Raw genomic sequence first — 20,383 nt, forward strand, 5'->3', positions numbered from 1 at the left:
CAATGGTGGGAAACGTATTGATCACCGGTGGCGCGTCCGGCCTGGGCCGGGCCACCGCCATGGCGGTCGCCAAGGCCGGCGGACGGCCCCTGGTCGTGGACGTCGACGAGCCGGACGGCGGGTTCGATCATGTGCGGGCCGACCTGGCCGACCGCGAGCAGGCCGAGCGGGCCGTACGCGAGCTCGCCGGCCGGGCGGGCGGGCTCGACGGCGTCGTGACGGCGGCGGGCGTGGACGCCTGCGGACGGCTGGAGGACGTGGCCGCCGAGCAGTGGGAACGGGTGATCGGGGTCAACCTGCTCGGGACCGCCGCGGTGGTCCGGGCGGCCCTGCCCTACCTGCGCCGGTCGGGTGGCAAGGTCGTCACCGTCGCCTCCACGCTCGGGGTGCGGGCGCTCAGCGATGCGACGGCCTACTGCGCCTCGAAGTTCGGCGTCGTGGGTTTCACCCGGGCCCTGGCGGCCGAACTGGCGGGGCAGGTGGGGGTGACCCTGCTGATCCCCGGCGGCATGCAGACGAACTTCTTCAACGACCGTCCCGACCAGTACAAGCCCGGCCCCGACACTCGGCTGAACCAGCCGGAGGACGTCGCCTCGGCGATCCTGTTCGCGCTCGGCCAGCCGCAGGGCTGCGAGGTCAGGGAGCTGGTCGTGTGCGCCTCAACGGAGACGTCATGGCCCTAGAAGATCCGCGAAGACCGGTGCTGCTCGCCCTGCGCGGGCTCGGGCTCGGCGACCTGCTCGCCTCGGTGCCCGCCCTGCGCGCGCTGCGGAGGGCGCACCCGGAGCACCGCTTCGTGCTCGCCGCCCCGGCCTACCTCGGCGGGCTGCTGCCGCTGGTCGGCGGCATCGACGAGCTGCTCGACGTGTCCGGCCCCGGGCCGGTGCCGTACGAGTCTCCGGACGTCGCGGTCAACCTGCACGGCAGCGGCCCGGAGAGCATCCAGGCGCTGCGCCGCACCCGGCCGGGCCGCCTGCTCACGCACGCCCACCACCTGGTGCCGGGTTCGGGCGGGCCGCCCTGGGAGCCGGAGACGCACGAGAGGCGGCGGTGGTGCTCCCTGCTGGAGTGGTACGGCATCGCGGCCGACCCGGAGGACCTCGCGCTGGGCGACCCGGGGCCGAGCCCGCTCGCCGGCGGCGAGGTGATCATCCATCCCGGGGCGGCGTTCCGGGCGCGGCAGTGGCCGCCGGACCGCTTCGCCCGGGTGGCGGCCGATCTGGCCGGCCAGGGCCACCGGGTCGTCCTCACCGGCAGCGTGACCGAGATCGCGCTCGCCCGGCACGTCGCCCAGCTGGCCGGCCTGCCGGAGGAGTCCGTGCTGGCCGGCCGTACGAACCTGCCCGAGCTCGCCGCGCTTACGGCGCAGGCGGCGCTCGTCGTCTGCGGCGACACGGGCATGTCGCACCTGGCCGTCGCCGTCGGCACGCCCTCGGTCATCCTGTACGGCCCGGTGCCGCCCGCGCTGTGGGGGCCGCCGCCGGACCGCCCGCACATCGCGTTGTGGGCAGGGCGCAGGGGCGACCCGCACGGCGACCGGCCGTCGGAGGGGCTGCTCGAAATCGGGGTGCCCGAGGTGCTCGACGCGGTCAGGAAGTTGCGAGGAGTGGGGGTGCGGTGAAGGGATCTCGTGTCGTGGTCACCGGGGGAGCCGGGTTTCTCGGCTCCTATCTGTGCGAACGGTTCGTGGAGCGCGGTGCGGCGGTCGTCTGCCTGGACAACTTCCTCACCGGATCGCCGCGCAATGTGGAGCACCTGATCGGGCGGCCGGCGTTCCGGCTCGTGGAGTGCGACCTCACCGGGTTCGTCCACGTGCCGGGCCAGGTCGACCTGGTGCTGCACTTCGCCTCGGCCGCGTCCCCCGCCGACTATCTGCGCCATCCGATCGAGACGCTCAAGGTCGGCAGCATGGGGACGCTGCACGCCCTCGGGCTCGCCGCCGAGAAGGGCGCGCGGTTCGTCCTCGCCTCCACGAGCGAGGTGTACGGCGACCCGCTGGAACACCCGCAGAAGGAGACCTACTGGGGCAACGTGAACCCGGTCGGGCCGCGCAGCGTGTACGACGAGGCCAAGCGGTTCGCCGAGTCGCTGACCACGGCCTACCGCAACGCGCGCGGTGCCGACACCGGCATCGTGCGGATCTTCAACACGTACGGCCCGCGGATGCGGCCTTACGACGGCCGGGCGATCCCCACGTTCATCCGCCAGGCGCTGCTGGGCGAGCCGATCACCGTGACAGGCGACGGCAGCCAGACGCGGTCGATCTGCTACGTCGACGACACGATCGACGGCGTGCTCGCGCTGGCGGACAGCGACTTCGCCGGGCCGGTGAACATCGGCAACCCGGCCGAGATGTCGATGGCGGAGCTGGCGGAGACGATCCGCGACCTCGCGCGCTCGTCCTCACCGATCCGGTTCGTCGAGCGGCCGGTGGACGACCCCGCCGTCCGCCGTCCCGACACCTCGCTCGCCGAGGAGCGGCTCGGCTGGCGTCCGCGGATCGACCCCGTCACCGGCCTGCGCCGCACGATCGACTGGTTCGAGAAGGCGCTCACGACCTACCCCGTCGCCTCCTGAGACCGCCGCTTGCGGGCTTTTCTGTTGCTCGTTGCCCGTTTGTCGCTCGGACGAGCCGTCAGTTGCCGACACCCCGCTGCCCGTGCTTGGCGCTTTCCCCGTTCGGAGGATGTTCGTATCCAAGGAGGCGCATCTCTTTCACGAGGCGATGCTGTTCCTCATCAAGACTGGCCGGCGCGTACGGTTTCCTGTCACCTGGGGCAGTGTGGTGACAGTGCGGCCGGAGGCGGAGCGAGGATCTCGGCGACCTTGCCGCCGCGCATGACGAAGACGGCACGCTTCCCCTCGTAGGTGCGTGACCACGCGGTCTGCCCGATGATCGTCCAGCGGACGTCGTCGGCCAGGGCGTCGATGAAGGGCCGCCCGTTACCCTTCGCGGTCTCGGCGAAGACTCCCTGCAGAAACGCTCTGTTGTCGGCCTCGGACACCTTGGCAGACCCCCTAGCGATCCGGTTTCGCGATCTCATCATGTCGCGCAGCGACACGTCCGCTCATGCCGAGATGAGTTCGTCCCATCGTGGGGGTGCCGCCCGCGCCTGGCCGCCGATGCCGCTGGCGTCAAGGGCGTAGGCCGTCGACGACGATCTGGACGAGGTCGGTGTCACCGCGGTGTCTGGCGGTGGCGACGCAGCCGACGATGAGGGCCTTAAGGTCGTCGGGCGTGATGTCTGAGCGGATGGTTTCAGCTGTCTGCGCCTTCTGGAGGAGCTCGGCGAAGGCGGTGTTGAGGGCTGCCTCGGCGTCGGCGGGAATCTGGTAGCCGCCGCTGGCCAGCGCGTCGGCGATGGCGCGGTTGGCGAGGCCGGCCTCCACCATGAACGCGAAGAACGCGGTGAAGTCGATGCCGGAGCGGGCCTTGTCAGTCATGGCGTGGATGCGGTCGAGCACGACGGCCTCGATGAGTGATTCCTTTGTGGGGAAGTGCCGATACACGGTGCCGGCGCCGACGCCGGCGCGGCGGGCGATCTCATCGATGGGTACGCCGACGCCTTCGGCGGCGAGTACGTCGTAGGCGGTGTCGAGGATGCGTTGGCGGTTGCGGCGAGCGTCGGCGCGCAAAGGTTCCTCCTGAAGACGTCGACAAACGGGGCGGGCGTTCCGTATATTCGAAACGGGGCGATCGTTCCGAACATAGGAGGCACCATGTGGAGTGCGCGAGACATCCCACCGCTCGACGGCACCATCGCGTTGGTGACCGGCGCCACCGCCGGCATCGGGCTGGAGACAGCGAAGGCCCTGGCAGCCCGGGGCGCACACGTCGTCCTCGGAGCCCGCGATGCCGCGCGTGGCGGGGACGCCGTGCGCGGGTTACCCGGCACCGGCAGCGTGCTCGCCCTTGACCTGGCATCCCTCAGATCCGTGCGGCGGGCGGCAACCGAGTTCCACCAGCGTTTCGACCGGCTCGACATCCTGGTCAACAACGCCGGCCTCTGGTGGCAGCCGGCCCGCCTCACCGAAGACGGCTTCGAGTCACAAATGGGCGTCAACCATCTCGGCCACTTCGCGCTGACCGGCCTCCTCCTCGACCTGCTCGAACGATCGCCGAACGGCCGGGTAGTCACGGTCAGCAGCAAGGGGGCGAGCGCAGGCTCCGTCACGAACCTCGACCCCGGCAGCCTCGACCGATACCGGCCGACGACCGCCTACAACGCCTCGAAGCTCGCCAATCTGCTCTTCGCCTTCGAACTCCAGCACCGGCTCATCGCGGCCGGTTGCTCCACGATCAGCCTCGCGGCGCATCCGGGCGGTGCGCGCACCGAGTTGTTCCGGGACGCTTCGCCAGGGTTCCGGCTGATCAACGCGACGATCGGATGGCTGCTCACCCAGTCGGCTGAGCGGGGTGCTCTGCCCGTGCTACGGGCCGCTACCGACCCACACGCCACCGGCGGCGAGTACTACGGGCCAGGCGGTCCGGGGCAGTTCAAGGGCGCCCCGAAGCCGCAACGGGCGCCGGCCCGCGCCTACGACCCGGTGGAGCGGCGTCGACTCTGGACGATATCCGAGCAATCGACGGGCGTGCCCTATTCACGACTCACCGAATCCGTCTGAACACCGGCTCGGACAGCTCTCGGGAGTCGGACCGCGACCACGACGACTGGTTCGTCCAGAACCGCCGGCGGGCCCCGGCTCTTTTCCGCATACTTGGCCGTCGTTTGGCCGCCGGGCTCGGGTAGCGCACTCTGCCAGGGGTAACGCGCACGTATGAGTTTCGCGAAGTACCAGGACGAGCTGTACGCCCAGGGACAGACCGGCCATCAACCGCCCTATCCGATGACCTTCGCGGAGCTGGAAGAAAGGGCGTCGGCCGCGATGCGGCCGAAGGTCTGGGACTACGTGGCCGGCGGCGCCGGTGACGAGCACACCCAGCGAGCCAACTGCGAGGCGTTCACGCACTGGGGCCTGTATCCGCGCATGCTGGTCGCTCCCGCCGAGCGCGACATGTCGATCGAGTTGTTCGGGACACGGCTGCCCTCGCCCGTGTTCATGGCGCCCATCGGGGTGATCGGGGTGTGCGCCCAGGACGAGCACGGCGACCTCGCATGCGCCCGAGCCTCCGCTCGTACGCACGTTCCGTTCTTCGCGGCGACGCTGTCCGCGGACCCGATGGAGGACGTGGCCGCGGCGCTCGGCGACACGCCCGGCTTCTTCCAGCTCTACACGCCGCCCGATCGGGACCTGGCCGCGAGCCTGGTGCACCGGGCCGAGGCGGTGGGCTTCAAGGGCATCGCCGTCACGCTGGACACCTGGGTCACCGGCTGGCGGCCCCGCGACCTGCGCGCATCGAACTATCCGCAGGTGCCCAGCGGATGCCTGAGCAACTACACCAGCGACCCCGTGTTCCGGCGGGGACTGCGTCCCGGCGAGGACGCTACCGAGGCGTTCGTGCGCAGACTGCCGATCTTCGGCGGACCGTTCAGGTGGGACGACCTCGACTGGCTGCGGTCGCAGACCGAGCTGCCGCTGATGCTCAAAGGCATCTGTCATCCCGAGGACGTCCGTCGCGCCAAGGACCACGGCGCGGACGCCGTCTACTGTTCCAACCACGGCGGACGGCAGGCCAACGGAGGACTGCCCGCCCTGGAGTGCCTGCCCGGCGTGGTCGAGGCCGCCGACGGGCTGCCGGTCCTGTTCGACTCGGGTGTGCGCAGCGGCGCCGACGTGGTCAAGGCGCTGGCGCTGGGCGCCACGGCGGTGGGGATCGGCCGCCCGTACGCGTACGCGCTGGCGGTCGGCGGCGTCGACGGTGTCGTGCACGTGCTGCGCTCGATACTGGCCGAGGCGGACCTCATCATGGCCGTCGACGGATATCCCACCCTCAAGGACCTCACGCCCGAGGCGCTGCGCCGCGTGGGAGGCCGTGTCACGGCGTCGTGAGGAGAGGCGGTTCGTGGAGCGGCACGAGCCGCAGCGCCGCGGCCGGCGACAGGCGCTCACCTCGACGGTGGGCGCTGTCGAAGGGCCCGGCGCCGAGGACCCGTAGGAGAGCGTGGCGCAGCTCCTGGTCGGGTGGTCGCCGGGGGCGCATGTGCGCGCCGGCCGCCTCGCGCACGCTGTGCGCCGTGCCGAGAAGCACGGCGGCGCTGCGGGGGCGCCGCTGCGCGGCGTACACGGCCGCCAGGGCCTCGATCGCCGACACGAGCACGAACGACTGGCCGGCGAGCGCGATGGCCTCGACACTGGCGCGCAACAGCTCTTCGGCCCGGGCCGGCTCCTGCCTCTCGTACGCCCGCTGACCGAGCATGTGCAGCGCCCGGCCCGTGCAGCGGCGGTCACCGAGCCGGCGAAGGGTGGGCAGGCACTCGGTCATGAGCTCGGCGGCCTGGTCGTGATCGCCGCGCAGCCACGCCAGCTGCGCGAAACCGACCGCCGCGTGGGCCATGTCCGCCTCGCTGCCCGCGGCCTCGGCCAGGGCGTGGCTCTCGCCGAGCCACGCCTGCACCTCGTCGTCGGCGACACCGGCGGACATCGACCGTTGCGCCATGATGTACAAGGTGTTGGCCGCGCAAATCTGGTCGCCGGCCCTGCGGAAGAACGCCGCGCTGTCCCGTCCCCACTGGAGCGCCCGATCCAGGTCGGCGGTGGTGATCGCGAGGCCCTGCATCGTCAGCGCGCTGTCCCACGGATGCTCGTCGCCGAACCCGGCGAGCGCCTCCCGCAACGCCGGGGCGACCAGCTCCGGCCGGATCCAGGTCGCGCTCGTCCCGACCGCGCGTGCCGCCCTGGCACGGGTGAGACCGTCGAGGCCGGCAGCCAGGCTCGCCGCCTTGCGGGCCAGGTCGAACGCGGCGCGAGCGTCCCGGGAGTCGAGGATCAGGCAGGCCTCGGTGAGCCCGGCGACGACGGCGGGCGTGGCGGGCGGGTCGGCGACGGCCAGCGCCTGCCGGACCCACTTGTGGGCGTCGCGGCGCCGTCCGGTGACGTCCCAGAATCGCTGCAGCGCGGCGATCAGCCGCCATGCGGACTCGACGTCGCCGGTGCTGACGGCGTGTGCCAGCGCGGCGTGCAGATTCGGCTGCTCGGTGGTCATGCGGTCGAGCCAGACGCGCTGCTCCGAGGTGCGTAATCGCTCGGCGGCCTGTTCTGCGAAGGCGAGGTAGTGGGCGGCGTGACGGCCCCTCGCGTCCGATTCACGACCCGATCCGGCCAGCCGATGGGCGGCGTACGCCCGGATCGTCTCGAGCAGCCGGTAGCGCCCGGTGCCGCGCCCTGCGGTGGAGACGAGCGACTTGTCCACCAGCCTGGGCAGCAGCGTGATCACGGCTTCGCCGCCGAGATCCTCGCCTCCGCATGCCGACTCGATGGCCGCCAGGTCGAAGTCGGCGGGGAACACGCCGAGCCGCTCGAACAAGGCTCGCTCGCCGTCGTCCAGCAGCCGGTAGCTCCAGTCGATGGTGCTGCGCAGGGCGCGGTGCCGCGGCGGGGCCGTACGGGCTCCGGCGGACAGCAGCTCGAAACGCCGGTCGAGGTGCTCCACGAGCTCGACCGGCCCGAAGGTGCGCAGCCGCGACGCGGCCAGTTCGATGGCCAGCGGCAGCCCGTCGAGGCGCCGGCACAGCGCCGCGACGGCCGGGGCGACGGCGTCGGTGAGGGCGAAGCCGGGTGACGCGGCCGCCGCCCGGTCGACGAACAGGCGTACGGCGTCGTAGTGCGCGATGCTCTCGGCCCGCTCGGACGCGTCCGGAGCGGGCAGGGGCAGCGCCGGCACCTGGTAGGCGACCTCGCCGGGGATGCCGAGCGGTTCGCGGCTGGTGGCGAGCACCCGCAGCGCGCCGCCGGCGCCGAGCAGGTCGGCGACGATCTCGGCGGCCTCCGCGACGACGTGCTCGCAGTTGTCCGCGAGCAGCAGGCAACCGGACACCGCGGCGACCTCCCGCATGATGTCGCGTAGCGGCCATCCCGGCTCCGGCACGACGCCCAGCGCCCGGGCGAAGGTGTCGCCGACGGACTCCGGCTCCACCGGAGCGAGATCGGCCATCCGGACGCCTCCCGGGAACCGGTCGGCAAGGGCCGTGGCCCCTGCGGATTCGGCCCCTGCGGATTCGGCCCCTGCGGATTCGGCCCCTGCGGATTCGGCTACGTGGAGCGCGAGCCGGGTCTTGCCCACGCCCCCCGGACCGATGAGTGTGACGAGACGATGGGAGCCGAGCAGCGCGAGGAGTTCGCTCGTCTCCTCCGCCCGGCCGACGAGGCTGGTCAGGGGTGCGGGCAGCGCGGAGCCGGCCCGTGCGGAACGCCGCAGTCGCGCACCCGTCTCGGCCAGCGCCGCCCGATCCGGGGCGTCGAGCTTGCGCAGCAGGGCGGCGATGTGGCTCTCCACGGTACGCACCGAGACGTGCAGCCGTTCGGCGATCTCGCGATTACGCAGCCGTTCCGCGACCGCCCAGAAAACCTCGGCCTCGCGTACGGTGACCCCGGCGCGGACCAGCCGATCGGGCAGGCCGCCCTCGTGGTGCCTCATCCCCGCATTGTCCTTCGGCACGGGCGCCCGGCGATACGAAGGAGGCGACACCGAGACCGCGTCCGTACGAGAATCCGTGCGTCGCACGGATGAGCCGGGGCCGGCGAACGGCGACGCTGGTAGCCCAAGCGAGCCGGTGACGGTGAAAAGAGACCATGGACAGAATCGGTTTTCTCGGCGTGCCCGACGTCGGCGCGGAGGCCCGACAGATCTTCGACGAGGACGTCGCCGAGGTCGGTTACGTCATGAGCGTCTCACGCCTGTGGGCCTATCAACCGGCGACGGTGACCGGGCTGTTCGCTTTGCTGCGGCAGGTGAACACCGGGGACCGCCTCAGCCTGCGTCAGCGTTCCGTGCTCGTCACCGCGTGCGCGTCGGCGTTCGGCGATTCCTACTGCTCACTCGTGTGGGGAGGCAGGCTGGCCGAGGCGAGCGACGCGCGGACTGCCGCGGGGGTGCTCAGGGGTGTCGACGACGGCCTGAGCGCCAGCGAGCGGGCCATGGCGGCGTGGGCCCGGAAGGTGGCGCGCGACCCCAACGGCACCACCGCGGCGGATGTGCAGGAGCTGCGCGACGCCGGATTCGACGATGCGCAGATCTTCACGATCACCGTGTTCGTGGCGCTCCGCGTGGCGTTCTCGACGGTCAACGACGCGCTCGGCCTGCGCCCCGACGCGCCTCTTCGCTCCACCGTGCCCGGTGCCGTCCGCGACGCGGTCACGTTCGGCCGCCCGATCGACGACGCCGCAGACGAGGCGTAGCCGCGGACGGCGGCGTTCAGGCGTCCGTGCCGGACAGGATCCCGCGGACGGTCTCGCGGACCGCCGGCCAGTCGTCGCCCAGGGCCAGACCGGCGTGATGGTAGGCGTCGAACACCATCGGAATGTCGACGTCCGTCAGGGCGGCGCCTTTCGGTCCGCGTGCGGCGATCTGCAGGGCGATTCCCGCCTGCATCCGCTGCCATGCCGGGTCCTGCTCGAACGACGGGTCGTCCGCGTCGTCATCGTCGTCGTTGGTGAAAGCTTCCTGGGCCAGCGGCGCCACGAGCTGCTCACGCAGTTCCACGGCCCGCTGCGCCCCGGCGCGCCGCCCCGACGCGAGGTCGACCAGGACGTCTCGTACGACGGGGATCTCGCCCAGGCGGAACCGGGTGGCGAGCAGCGCTGCCAGGTGCGTGAGCGCGGTGAACTGCCGCGACTCCGGCGCGGCCCGCACCGCGTCCCTCAGTTTCACCTCGGGGTTGTTCCGGTATGCGGAGAGTTCCTCGGGTGAGGGCGGCTCCGTCGCCAGGGGCCACCGGAACGTGAGGTAGGGATGCGCTCCGGACAGCCATTCGGCGGTGAGCCGCACCCCCGTCACCAGCTCGACCACGGTCATCGCGGCGGCCTGCCAGTCGTCCTCGTCCCCGGCGAGCAGGTCGGTCATGGCACGCAACTCGGGTTCGAGCACCGCGAAGTCGTCGCCGGTCCACTCGTCCCAGAACATCGCGTCGAGGTTGACCAGCACTCTGCCGTCGGCCGCGTAGCTCAGCCTGTTGTCGCCCTCCACGTTCCAGTAGACGCCGCACACCCGGCCGTCGCGGCTGAGCCGCCGCAGCACCTCGGGCAGGCTGCCCAGGAATCCGTTGTTCTCGAACAGCACCACGGCCGGGCCCGCGGGCGCCGCCGACATCGGGTGAACCCCGTCGAAGTAGGGGAGCGCCTCCAGCGGGGCGGCTTCGTGCGCCTCGTGCGGGGTTCCCCCGCTCACCCGGGCTCCGAGGTCGGCGAGGGAGAACGGCCGGGGCTCGTGCGGGACGACGACCGTCCAGCAGACGGCCGTCTCCAGCCACGGCTCTTTCCGCAGCAGCTCCCGGTAGTGGGAGAACACCTCGGCGAAGGCTGAGCGGCCATCGGTCATGGCGGACACTCCGGAACGCGGGGACATTTCGGAGTGATCTTTGCAGAAGGAACCGGGGCGCGTCTCACGAAGCGCGAGCGCGCAGGGCCTGGACGAACCAGGTGAGGGCCGGGGTCAGCGGGTCCGGGGGCGGCCAGCCGTTGACCACCGCGAGCAGCCGGAGGTACGCCTCCCTGCGCGGGTCGTTCGCGGTCTCCAGCAGGGTGAGCAGCCGGTGTCGCAGGGCGCTGTCGTCGGGGTGGCCCACGAGGTCGGCGTACCGCGCGACCACGGCGGCGACGACCGCGTCCGCCTGGGGTGACGCGCTGTCGACGCCCGCCGCGAGTGCGGGGGCGACGTGGTCGCGGACCATCGCCACCGCGCCCGGGCGCGGGACGTCTCCCCGGGCGCGGCCGGCCCCGTGCTGGTCGGCCAGATGCTGCTCGGTGACGCGCCGCATGAGCGCCCCGAACTCCGGGTCGCGAGCCAGCCCGGCCAGCTCGATCCACGCCTCGACCTGCTCGTCCTCGGGGTCGTCGGGCAGCTCGGGGGTCATCGTGCGCCTGATCCCGGTCAGGTCGGCGTCCAGGCCGCCGAACGCGGTGTCGAGGAAGCCGCCGACCAGGCGGCGGCGCTCGTCCTCGGAAAGCCTGGCGAGTCTGTGCATGAGATCCGTCTCCTCTGGGGTGGAGCCGCGCCTGGCCACCGCCGTCGCCACCGCGCGCCGCAGGCGCAGCACGCGGATCTGCGTCGAAAGCGCCTCGGCGTGCGCCGCCGCGACCTGCGCCAGGGACAGCTCCCGGTCCAGGACCTTACGGATCGTTGGCAGGTCGATCCCCAGGTCGCGTAGCGTCCGTACGAGCTCCAGCCGGGCGGCGGCGTCGATGTCGTAGAGGCGGTGGCCGGCCGGGCTGCGGCCGGTGGGCGGCACGATCCCGCAGTCGGAGTAGAACCGGATGGCCTTGACCGTCAGTCCGGTCCGCCGTGCCAGCTCACCGATCGAGTAGAGCGTGTCGCCGTCCATGCCCCCACCCTGGCGTCTCCCCCTACTGGAGACGCAACCGCTACCCGAGACGGACGGCGTGGAGGGCGCGGTCGACGACGGCGCCCAGGTTCCCGCCGTGGGCGCCGCGCCAGTAGATCCGGCCGCAGGCGAGGCAGTGGGCGAACTCGTCGTAGCTGCGCCGGGTTCCGGGCTCCAGCGCGTCCTCCACCTCGGCCTTGCCGACCGGGGCGAGCCGCCCGTTGCAGGCCGTGCAGCGGGTCCACGGGGTCAGCGGCGGGCGGAAGCGGTCGAGCACGTCGAGGAACTGGTCGTCCGGCCGCGCGCCCCGCACGTACGCGCCGAGCCGCAGCGACCGGCGGCGCAGGATGCCCCGGTCCTGCGTGAGCAGCACCCGGTCCTCGGCGCCGGCCTGCTCGATCAGGGCGTCGTCGTCTATGTCGTTGCGGTAGGCGGTGTCCAGGCCGACCAGGCGAAGCCGCCGCGCCAGCGTCCCCAGATGGACGTCGAGGACGAACCGGCAGTCGGGCACGGCCTGCGGCCTGGGCACGGCCGGCACCTCCACCACCTCGTCCTGGCCCGGCCGATACGACCGCTCGACCGGGCGGCCTCCGGCGACCGGCTCGCCGATCTCGGTCAGCGGCACGCCCGCCGATTCGATCAGGTGGCCGAGTGAGGACGTCCCGTCGTACGGCACGACCACCTCGGGCCGACGGTTGCGCGGCGCGAGGAAGATCCACAGCTCGGGTGCGAAGCGCACGGACACGTCCATGCCTCCAGCATGCTCCCCGCATCGGCTCATCGGTCCTGCGCCGTCAACGCGTCCAGCGTCGTGGTGAGGAAGAGCCGCACGGCGGCGGTCTCCCGCTCGTCGAACCCGGACAGGACCGTGACCGCCGCGTCGATGAGCGGGCCGAAGTAGCTCCACCCCAGTTCCTTGGCGCGGTCCTCGACTCGCAGCAGGACCCGGCGCCGGTCCTTGACGTCACGGACCCGGCTGACCAGGCCGAGCCGTTCGAGCCGGTCGACGACCCCCGTGGTGCCCGCCGAGTTCAGGCCCAGCCCGGCGCCGAGAAAGCCGGCGGTGGCGTCGATCCCGGCCCGCTCCGCGTCCAGCAGGCAGATGAGCGCCCGCACGTCGGTGGCGTGCATGCCGTGCCCGGCCGCGAACTCCGCCTGCCGCAGGCCGTACTCCACCGTGACCGCCCGCAGCAGGTGGAAGATCTCCATCTCCGGGCCCTCGTGCCCGCGCGTCATCATGAAACCTCCTATTATCTCGCTGAACGAGATTATCGCTCAGCGAGGCATTCTGGAGGCGTCTTGACGACCATCGACGACGGGTTTCTCGCGGCCTACGACGCCGTCCTGGCGACGCGCTGGCCCGCCTCCACCGAGTCGGCGGAGATCCGCACGCCCTACGGCACGACTCACGTCAACTCCGTCGGCCCCGCGGACGCGCCGCCGGTGGTCCTCCTGCACGGCGGTGGGACCACCTCGACCGTCTGGTCCGGCACGGCGCGGGCGCTCGGCACGGCCTACCGGGTGCACGCGGTCGACACCGTCGGGGACGCGGGACGCAGCGTCGCCGGCGATCGGGCGATCCGGACGCTGAGCGACCAGATGGCCTGGCTCGACGCCGTGCTCGACGGGCTCGCCATCTCAGGAGTGTCCCCGGCAGTGTCTCTGTGCGGCCATTCCTACGGGGGATGGAGCGCCCTGCACTACGCGGCGCACGCGCCCGCGAGGGTGAGGGCCCTGGTCCTGGCCGACCCGACGAACTGCTTCACCGGTTTCTCCCGCCGCTATCTGCTGCGCGCCCTGCCGATGCTGCTGCGCCCGACCGTACGCCGACGCCGCGCGTTCCTCGGCTGGGAGACGGGGCAGGCGGCGCTGGACGAGACGTGGCTGCGCCTCTACGACCGCGCCGCCGCCTTCCCCGCCGCCCGGCCCCTGACCGGTCCGCGCCCCGCCCCGGAGGCGCTGCGGGCGCTGCGGCTCCCGGTGCTGCTTCTCCTGGCCGAGCGCAGCAGGGCGCACGACATCGGCCGGGTGGCCGCCTCCGCCGCGGCGCTCCTGCCGCGCGTGGAGACGGCCGTGCTGCCCGGGGCCACCCATCACACCCTTCCCCTCGCGGCGCCGCCCGAGATGGACGGCCGCATCGAGGAGTTCCTCGCCGCGCACGGGCGAGGCGACTGACTCAGGGGCGGAACCAGTGCTGGGGGCGGGGATCGGTGTTCTGCCAGATGTGCTTGATCTCGCGATATTCGTTGAGCCCGGTCGGGCCGAGCTCCCGGCCGACGCCGGACTGCTTGAACCCGCCCCACTCCGCCTGCGGCACATAGGGGTGGTAGTCGTTGATCCACACGGTGCCGTGCCGCAGCCGGCCGGCCACCCGCTGCGCCTTGCCCGCGTCCGTCGTCCACACCGCCCCGGCCAGCCCGTAGTCGGTGTCGTTGCCCAGCGCGACGGCCTCGTCCTCACCGGAGAACCGCTCCACCGTCAGCACCGGCCCGAACGACTCCTCCCGCACGACCCGCATGCCGCGGTGGCAGCCGTCCAGCACGGTCGGCGGGAAGAAGTAGCCCGCGCCCTCCAGGCGCCGGCCGCCGCAGCGCAGCGTCGCGCCCTCGGCGATCCCCGCCTCGACGTACGCCTCGACCTTGGCCAGATGCCCGGCCGAGATCAGCGGGCCGGTCTCGGCCTCGGGGTCGAACGGCCCGCCCAGCCTGATCCGCTCGGCCCGGCGCACCACCGCGTCGACGAACTCCTCGTGGACGGAGTCCTCCACCAGCAGCCGGGCGCCGGCCGAGCAGACCTGCCCCGAGTGCAGGAACACGGCGGTCACGGCGAAGTCGACCGCGGTGTCGAAGTCCGCGTCGGCGAACACGATGTTGGGGTTCTTGCCGCCCAGCTCCAGAGCGACGCGCTTGACCGTCTGCGCGGCCGAGGCCATGATCCGGCGCCCGGTCGCCAGCCCGCCGGTGAACGAGACCATGTCGACGTCCGGGTGCTCGGCCAGCGGCGCGCCCGCCTCCGCACCGGCCCCGAGCACCAGGTTGCCCACGCCGGGCGGCAGACCCGCCTCCTCCAGCAGCCGCATCAGCAGGATCGCGGTGGACGGCGTCAGCTCGCTCGGCTTGAGCACGAAGGTGTTGCCCGCCGCCAGTGCGGGCGCCACCTTCCAGGAGGTCTGCAGCAGCGGGTAGTTCCACGGCGTGATCAGGCCGCAGACCCCGACCGGTTCGTACACCACCCGGCTGATCGCGTCGGTCCGCCCGGTGTCGACCACCCGTCCGGCGTCGGTGCCCGCGATCCCGCCGAAGTAGCGGAAACACCCGATCACGTCGTCGACGTCGTACTCGCTCTCCACCAGGCGTTTGCCGGTGTCCAGCGACTCCGCCCGCGCGATCTCGGCCTTGTCGCGCTCGAGCAGACCGGCCACGCGCAGCAGCAGCGCCCCGCGCTCCCGCTCCGGCGTGCGCGGCCACGGGCCCTCGTCGAACGCCTGCCTGGCCGCCGCGATCGCCGCCTCGGTGTCGGCGCGGCCGGCCTCCGCGACGGTGGCCACGTGCTGTCCGTCGGCCGGGCAGTGGATCTCGCGCCGGCCGCCCTCGGCCGCGTCGCGCCACTGCCCGCCGATGTGCAGGTCCTTCATGTCAGGCGTCCTTCCTGTGCCGGTAGAACTCCACCGGCTCGGGGGCCAGGGGAGTGTTACCGAGGATCAGGTCGGCCGCCTTCTCCGCCACCATCATCACGGGCGCGTAGATGTTGCCGTTCGTGACGTACGGCATGACCGAGGCGTCCACGACCCGCAGGCCCTCCAGGCCGTGCACCCCCATGGTCAGCGGGTCGACCACGGACATCTCGTCCACGCCCATCTTCGCGGTGCAGGAGGGGTGCAGTGCGGTCTCGCCGTCCTTCGCCACCCAGTCGAGGATCTGCTCGTCGGTCTCGACCTCCCGGCCGGGGGACAGCTCGCCGGCGTTGAACGCGTCCATGGCCGGCTGGTTGAGGATGCCGCGGGCCACGCGTACGGCCTCGACCCACTCGCGGCGGTCCTGCTCGGTGGACAGGTAGTTGAAGCGCAGCGCGGGCTTCACCCGGGGGTCGGCGCTCTTGATCTTCACCGAGCCGCGGGCGTCGGAGTACATCGGCCCGATGTGCACCTGGTAGCCGTGGCCGCCGGCCGGAGCGCTGCCGTCGTACCGCACGGCGACGGGCAGGAAGTGGAACATCAGGTTGGGGTAGTCGACGTCCTCGTTGCCGCGTACGAAGCCGCCGGCCTCGAAGTGGTTGGTCGCGCCGGGACCCTTGCGCAGGAACAGCCACTGGGCGCCGACCATCGGCCGGTTGATCCACTTCATGGCGGGCTGCATCGACACCGGCTGCTTGCAGGCGTACTGGATGTAGACCTCCAGGTGGTCCTGGAGGTTCTCGCCGACGCCGGGCAGGTCGTGGACCACGTCCACACCGTGCGCCTTCAGGTGGTCGGCGTCGCCCACGCCGGACAGTTGCAGGAGCTGCGGGGAGTTGATCGCGCCGCCGCAGAGGATGACCTCCCCGGCCCGCACCCGCTTGCCGTCGAACTCGACGCCGACCGCACGCTTGCCCTCGAACAGGATCTTCGTGACGAACGCCCGGGTCTTGACCGTGAGGTTCGGACGGTCCGTCACGGGGTGGAGGTAGGCGCGCGCGGCCGACAGGCGGCGCCCGCGGCGCAGGTTGCGGTCGAACGGCGCGAAGCCCTCCTGGCGGTAGCCGTTCACGTCGTCGGTCAGCGGGTAGCCCGCCTGCTGCACGGCGTCGAAGAAGGCCGTGAACAGCGGGTTCTTCGCCGGGCCGCGCTCCAGCACCAGCGGCCCGTCGTGCCCGCGCATCGGGTCCGACGCGTCGGCGGCCAGGCAGGTCTCCATGCGCTTGAAGTACGGCAGGCAGTGCGCGAAGTCCCAGGTCTCCATGCCCGGATCGGCGCCCCAGCGCTCGTAGTCCATGGGGTTGCCGCGCTGGAAGATCATGCCGTTGATGCTGCTCGACCCGCCGAGCACCTTCCCCCGGGCGTGGTAGATCCGCCGGCCGTTCATGTGCGGCTCGGGTTCGGACTCGTACTTCCAGTCGTAGAACCGGCTGCCGATGGGGAACATCAGCGCGGCCGGCATGTGGATGAACACGTCCCACAGGTAGTCGGGACGGCCCGCCTCCAGCACGAGCACCCGGTTCGAGGGGTCGGCCGAGAGCCGGTTCGCGAGCGCGCTCCCCGCTGATCCACCACCGACGATGACAAAGTCATACATGTCCGCCTCCCGGGCAGGATGATATTGATATGCGCAATAGAGTGCAGCATTCGCAACGTCACGCGCCGGACCCCGATCTCGCGGGGACCGACGAAGCCGCCGCGCGGTCCGAGGGGAGCGGCGGCGTCCAGTCGGTGGACCGGGCCGTCACGATCCTGGAGATCCTCAGCCGGCGCGGCGAGGCCGGCGTGAGCGAGGTCGCCGCGGAGATCGGCGTGCACAAGTCCACCGCGTTCCGGCTTCTCGGCGCCCTCGAAGCGCGCGGCCTGGCGGAGCAGGCCGAGGACCGCGGCAAGTATCGCCTCGGCTTCGGCGTCGTCCGGCTCGCCGCGGGGGTGGCCGCGCGGCTCGACCTCGTCCAGCAGAGCCGCCCGGTGTGCCGGAGGCTCGCCGAGGAGATCGGGGAGACCGTCAACATCGCCGTCGCGCGGTCCCATTTCGCCATCAACCTCGACCAGGTGCGCGGCCAGGCGGCCGTGACCGCGCACAACTGGGTGGGCCAGCCCACGCCCCTGCACGCCACGTCGAGCGGCAAGGTCCTGCTCGCCCACCTCGACGAGCGGCGCCGCGAACGGCTCATCACCGCCGCCGGGCTGGAGCGCTTCACCCCGGCGACGGTGACCGCCGCCGACGAGCTGCGACGGCAGCTCGACGAGGCGCTGCGGCGGGGCTACGCGGTCACCGTGGAGGAGTACGAGATCGGGCTGAACGCCATCGCCGCGCCCATCCGCTCCCACGAGGGCGAGGTGGTGGCCGCCGTCAGCGCCTCCGGCCCGGCCTACCGGTTCAGCGAGGAGCGCATGCACGAGCTCGCGCCCGTGCTCGTCGCGGGCGCCGCGGACATCAGCCACCGTCTCGGCCACGCCGGGTGATCCGGATCGCCGTACGCCCAGTGTCGGTGGACCCGGTGTCAGCGGACCCGATATCGGCGGACGCAATGCAGGCGGATCCGGTGCCGCGAAGACGTCCCCGGTGGGACGCGGCGGCGCTCATCGCGCCCCGGCGGGCTCGTTCACGCGGCGCCGCCACCGGGTGAACGAACGCGGCTGGTCGACGCCGAGCACCGCGACCGTGCGGCCCTCCCGGCGGTAGACGGCCAGGAAGCGGCGGGACGCGAGGTCGCCCTCCTCGACGCTCACCTCGTCTCCCGGCAGCGTGTGCCCGGCGAACTGCACGCGCATGCCGTACTGGTCGGACCACAGGTAGGGCGGCGCGAGGGTGTCCGGCACGGCGGCGCCGCCGGACAGCAGCGTCCGCGCGGCCGTCGCGGGACGCCGCGCCGCGCCGGTCCAGTGCTCCACGCGAAGGTGGGCGCCGAGAGCGGGGTCGAACCAGGCGGCGCAGTCGCCGACCGCGACGACTCCCGGCATGCTCGTCGCGCCGCCGGTGTCGCAGACGACGCCGTCGCCGACCCGCACCCCGCTGCCGTCGAGCCACTCCACCACCGGCCGCGCGCCGATGCCGACGAGCACCACGTCGGCGTCCAGGCGGCGTCCGTCCTCAAGGAGCACGCCGTCGACGCGGCCTTCGCCCGTCAGGCCGCGTACGGCGGCGCCGCAGATCAGGCGCACCCCGTGGTCCTCGTGCAGCCCGGCGAGCGCGGCGCCCATCTCGGGCCCGAGCGCGCGGGCGAACGGCGCGGGCGCCGCCTCGACGATCGTCACGTCGAGCCCGAGTGTGCGCGCGACGCAGGCGACCTCCGCGCCGATGAAGCCCGCCCCGATCACCACGAGCCGCCGGGCGGCGTCGAGATCGGCCCGCAGGGTCGCCGCGTCCTCGATCGTGCGCAACGTGTGCACCCCGCCGAGATCGCCGCCGAGGGTGCGGGCGACCGCGCCGGTGGCGATCACCACGCCGTCCGCCTCGACCGCGGAGCCGTCGGCCAGCGCGATCCGCAGCGACCTGCCCTGTTCCAGCCGGGTGGCGGCGACGCCCAGGCGCCAGTCGGCGTCGAGGTCCTCGCCGTCGCCCTCGAGGGCGAGGTCCGCCGTCGTCATCTGCCCGGCGAGGAACTCCTTGGACAGCGGGGGCCGGTCGTAGGGGCGGTGCGGCTCGGCCCCGACGATCGTCAGGCGCCCGCCGAAGCCCTGGGCCCGCAGCGCGCGGGCCGTCGACAGCCCGGCGAGCGACGCGCCGACGATAGCGACGGATTTCACGGCACCCTCACGGTGTCTCAGGCCGAACCGGTGCGGACGCCGGGCGGGAGGTTCGGCGGCAGGTCCGAGGGCACGATGTAAACGGTCTCGTCCTGGACCACCACCTGGTGGGTGCGCACCGGCAGCTTCGCGGGAGGAGCGTCCACCCGGCCCGTGCGCAGGTCGAAGCGCGACGCGTGCAGGGGGCACTCCACCTCGCACCCTTCCAGCCACCCGTCCGCCAGCGACGCGTCCTGGTGCGTGCAGGTGTCGTCCACCGCGTACAGTTCACCGTCCTCTGTGTGGAAGACGGCGATCGGGGGATCTGTCTCGACTCGGAGGGCCTCACCCCGGGGCAGGGCGGCGAGGGGGCACGCAGGAATCATGCGAGGGTTTCCCAGTTTCGTAAGGTGGAACAGGAAGCGCTATACGCAACAGATTGAGTGGAGATCGCGCCAAAGTCAAGGGGCGACATATCGCCTATGGAGTGATAAGCGCGACTCTGGTCCCTGCGCAGGTGAGGCCCCGTGCCCAGCGCCCGTAGCCACCGCCCCTGCCGCCGCTGCTGTCGCCCACGCGCCGACTCCCTCGCCGGGTGCCGGAAAGGCGTACGGCCCCGCCGCCGGTCGCCGGGAGGGCGACGGGGGCGGCGAGGCCGTACGCGAGGGTGGGTGGGTGAGGGTCGGGCGGTGAGGGTCAGGCGGTGACGGTCGTGCGGCCGCGCACCTGCAGGACGGTCAGCAGGCCGACGACGACGGTGACCGCGCCGGTGATCCAGGCGGTCCACGCCGAGGCGGAGTCGCCGTCGAAGCCGAACGCCCAGGGGGAGACGAACAGCAGGGCGCCGAACGCCGCGGTCACCCAGGAGCTGGCGCCGCCCGCGCCCAGAATGGACCACAGGGCGGAGACGACGAGCAGGGCGCCGAGGACGAGCAGTGGCTGCGTGGCCGCCTGGGCGTCGGCCCAGAAGAACGGTGCGAGCACCGCGACCAGCCCGGCGACGAGGGCGACGACGTCGGACAACGATCTCGTGAGATCCATCCGTGCCTCCGTACGGGGAGAGGTGACCTATAACCTGACGGTCTGCCTGATTGACCGCCCGGTCAACAATCCGCTACGTCAGGATTTCCTAACCCTGTGTCACCTCGTCCTGGACGGGGCTGGTTCGGCGGGGAACCGCCGGGTCAGGACTGGTTGAACAGCGACAGGGTGATGGTGGAGTGGTATTCGCCGGCGGCGACGTCGGCGGGGGTGCGCAGGGCGAGGTCGGCGTTGACCTGCGAGGTGCCGATCTCCTCGGCGGAGTCGGCGGAGGAGACCAGCAGTTCCTGGCCCTTCAGACCCACCTCGGGGGCTCCGGTGCCGTCGGAGACGACACTGGAGACCGGCTCGCCGGCGGCGACCGCGCCGGTGGAGGAGTCGCTGATCAGGTGCGGCTTCCAGCCGAGGTATTCGGGGCCGATGGTCTTGGCCGGGTCGTCGGCCGCGACGAACTGGCTGGCCTGGCCGACGACGGCCCAGTACTCGCCGGCGGGGATCT

General features: G+C 72.3%; 21 protein-coding genes. 8 read left to right on the forward strand and 13 right to left on the reverse strand.

The genetic code is table 11. The features are described from left to right. Positions 1–2 precede the first annotated feature (2 nt). Genes BXA11_RS34040 through BXA11_RS34050 form a run of 3 tightly spaced genes read left to right on the forward strand, consistent with a single transcriptional unit; the run spans position 3 to position 2,577 of the window. Positions 3–683 carry an SDR family oxidoreductase gene (locus BXA11_RS34040; RefSeq protein ID WP_076441189.1) on the forward strand — a complete coding sequence of 227 codons (681 nt, stop codon included), beginning with the start codon at positions 3–5 and terminating at the stop codon, positions 681–683. After that, positions 674–1,621 (forward strand): glycosyltransferase family 9 protein, encoded by a 948-nt coding sequence (locus BXA11_RS34045; protein WP_076441251.1) that lies wholly within the window; start codon positions 674–676, stop codon positions 1,619–1,621. The genes BXA11_RS34040 and BXA11_RS34045 overlap by 10 nt, the downstream gene beginning before the upstream one ends. After that, on the forward strand, positions 1,618–2,577 hold the full coding sequence (locus BXA11_RS34050) for a UDP-glucuronic acid decarboxylase family protein (protein WP_030512285.1): 960 nt from the start codon (positions 1,618–1,620) through the stop codon (positions 2,575–2,577). Before BXA11_RS34045 ends, BXA11_RS34050 begins: the two co-directional genes overlap by 4 nt. Positions 2,578–2,768: 191 nt before the next feature. Here BXA11_RS34050 and BXA11_RS34055 read toward each other — a convergent pair whose 3' ends face one another. Next, positions 2,769–3,062: a nuclear transport factor 2-like protein gene (locus BXA11_RS34055; RefSeq protein WP_143734680.1), complete on the reverse strand. Its 294-nt coding sequence runs from the start codon at positions 3,060–3,062 to the stop codon at positions 2,769–2,771. A gap of 73 nt (positions 3,063–3,135) precedes the next feature. Beyond that, positions 3,136–3,636: a TetR/AcrR family transcriptional regulator gene (locus BXA11_RS34060; protein WP_076441193.1), complete on the reverse strand. Its 501-nt coding sequence runs from the start codon at positions 3,634–3,636 to the stop codon at positions 3,136–3,138. An 84-nt stretch (positions 3,637–3,720) separates the two neighbouring features. Between BXA11_RS34060 and BXA11_RS34065 the strand changes: the two genes are divergently transcribed. Next, a complete protein-coding gene (locus BXA11_RS34065) occupies positions 3,721–4,626 on the forward strand; it encodes an oxidoreductase (RefSeq protein WP_076441195.1) in 906 nt (301 codons plus the stop codon). A gap of 153 nt (positions 4,627–4,779) precedes the next feature. Next, entirely contained in the window at positions 4,780–5,952 is a 1,173-nt protein-coding gene (locus BXA11_RS34070) for an alpha-hydroxy-acid oxidizing protein (protein WP_076441197.1), read from the forward strand. Here the strand turns inward: BXA11_RS34070 and BXA11_RS44100 are convergent. Next, positions 5,939–8,536: an ATP-binding protein gene (locus tag BXA11_RS44100; protein ID WP_076441199.1), complete on the reverse strand. Its 2,598-nt coding sequence runs from the start codon at positions 8,534–8,536 to the stop codon at positions 5,939–5,941. The two genes, BXA11_RS34070 and BXA11_RS44100, sit on opposite strands and share 14 nt — an antisense overlap. Positions 8,537–8,691: 155 nt before the next feature. Here BXA11_RS44100 and BXA11_RS34080 point away from each other — a divergent pair, with 155 nt between their 5' ends. Then, complete coding sequence (locus BXA11_RS34080) at positions 8,692–9,297, forward strand: carboxymuconolactone decarboxylase family protein (RefSeq protein ID WP_076441201.1); 606 nt, start codon at positions 8,692–8,694, stop codon at positions 9,295–9,297. 16 nt (positions 9,298–9,313) lie between these two features. Here BXA11_RS34080 and BXA11_RS34085 read toward each other — a convergent pair whose 3' ends face one another. From BXA11_RS34085 to BXA11_RS34100, 4 genes are all read right to left on the reverse strand, one after another. Then, on the reverse strand, positions 9,314–10,435 hold the full coding sequence (locus BXA11_RS34085) for a DUF6461 domain-containing protein (protein ID WP_076441203.1): 1,122 nt from the start codon (positions 10,433–10,435) through the stop codon (positions 9,314–9,316). 64 nt (positions 10,436–10,499) lie between these two features. Further along, entirely contained in the window at positions 10,500–11,438 is a 939-nt protein-coding gene (locus tag BXA11_RS34090; protein ID WP_076441206.1) for a MerR family transcriptional regulator, read from the reverse strand. A 40-nt stretch (positions 11,439–11,478) separates the two neighbouring features. After that, positions 11,479–12,189 carry a Mut7-C RNAse domain-containing protein gene (locus tag BXA11_RS34095; RefSeq protein ID WP_076441208.1) on the reverse strand — a complete coding sequence of 237 codons (711 nt, stop codon included), beginning with the start codon at positions 12,187–12,189 and terminating at the stop codon, positions 11,479–11,481. 26 nt (positions 12,190–12,215) lie between these two features. After that, a complete protein-coding gene (locus BXA11_RS34100) occupies positions 12,216–12,677 on the reverse strand; it encodes a MarR family transcriptional regulator (RefSeq protein WP_076441210.1) in 462 nt (153 codons plus the stop codon). 60 nt (positions 12,678–12,737) lie between these two features. On the opposite strand from BXA11_RS34100, the gene BXA11_RS34105 reads away from it, so the two are divergent. After that, entirely contained in the window at positions 12,738–13,613 is an 876-nt protein-coding gene (locus tag BXA11_RS34105; RefSeq protein WP_076441212.1) for an alpha/beta fold hydrolase, read from the forward strand. Between the two features lies 1 nt (position 13,614). Here BXA11_RS34105 and BXA11_RS34110 read toward each other — a convergent pair whose 3' ends face one another. Together BXA11_RS34110 and betA are read right to left on the reverse strand one after the other, a co-directional pair. Then, positions 13,615–15,072 carry an aldehyde dehydrogenase family protein gene (locus BXA11_RS34110; RefSeq protein ID WP_076441214.1) on the reverse strand — a complete coding sequence of 486 codons (1,458 nt, stop codon included), beginning with the start codon at positions 15,070–15,072 and terminating at the stop codon, positions 13,615–13,617. Between the two features lies 1 nt (position 15,073). Then, positions 15,074–16,708 carry a choline dehydrogenase gene (gene betA, locus BXA11_RS34115; protein ID WP_076441216.1) on the reverse strand — a complete coding sequence of 545 codons (1,635 nt, stop codon included), beginning with the start codon at positions 16,706–16,708 and terminating at the stop codon, positions 15,074–15,076. 29 nt (positions 16,709–16,737) lie between these two features. Here betA and BXA11_RS34120 point away from each other — a divergent pair, with 29 nt between their 5' ends. Continuing rightward, positions 16,738–17,580: an IclR family transcriptional regulator gene (locus tag BXA11_RS34120; RefSeq protein WP_083744780.1), complete on the forward strand. Its 843-nt coding sequence runs from the start codon at positions 16,738–16,740 to the stop codon at positions 17,578–17,580. Positions 17,581–17,697: 117 nt separating this feature from the next. Here BXA11_RS34120 and BXA11_RS34125 read toward each other — a convergent pair whose 3' ends face one another. The 4 genes from BXA11_RS34125 to BXA11_RS43480 all read right to left on the reverse strand — a co-directional run. Next, positions 17,698–18,864, reverse strand: coding sequence for an NAD(P)/FAD-dependent oxidoreductase (locus BXA11_RS34125; protein WP_076441218.1), 1,167 nt, complete (start codon positions 18,862–18,864; stop codon positions 17,698–17,700). Positions 18,865–18,881: 17 nt separating this feature from the next. Beyond that, positions 18,882–19,229: a bifunctional 3-phenylpropionate/cinnamic acid dioxygenase ferredoxin subunit gene (locus tag BXA11_RS34130; RefSeq protein ID WP_030512270.1), complete on the reverse strand. Its 348-nt coding sequence runs from the start codon at positions 19,227–19,229 to the stop codon at positions 18,882–18,884. A gap of 310 nt (positions 19,230–19,539) precedes the next feature. Next, on the reverse strand, positions 19,540–19,884 hold the full coding sequence (locus tag BXA11_RS34135; protein WP_030512269.1) for an SPW repeat domain-containing protein: 345 nt from the start codon (positions 19,882–19,884) through the stop codon (positions 19,540–19,542). 143 nt (positions 19,885–20,027) lie between these two features. Continuing rightward, positions 20,028–20,383: hypothetical protein (locus tag BXA11_RS43480; protein ID WP_208865590.1), on the reverse strand; the 356-nt coding region annotated here is incomplete at its 5' end.

This window comes from Microbispora rosea (genome assembly GCF_900156315.1).
Lineage (GTDB): Bacteria > Actinomycetota > Actinomycetes > Streptosporangiales > Streptosporangiaceae > Microbispora > Microbispora rosea.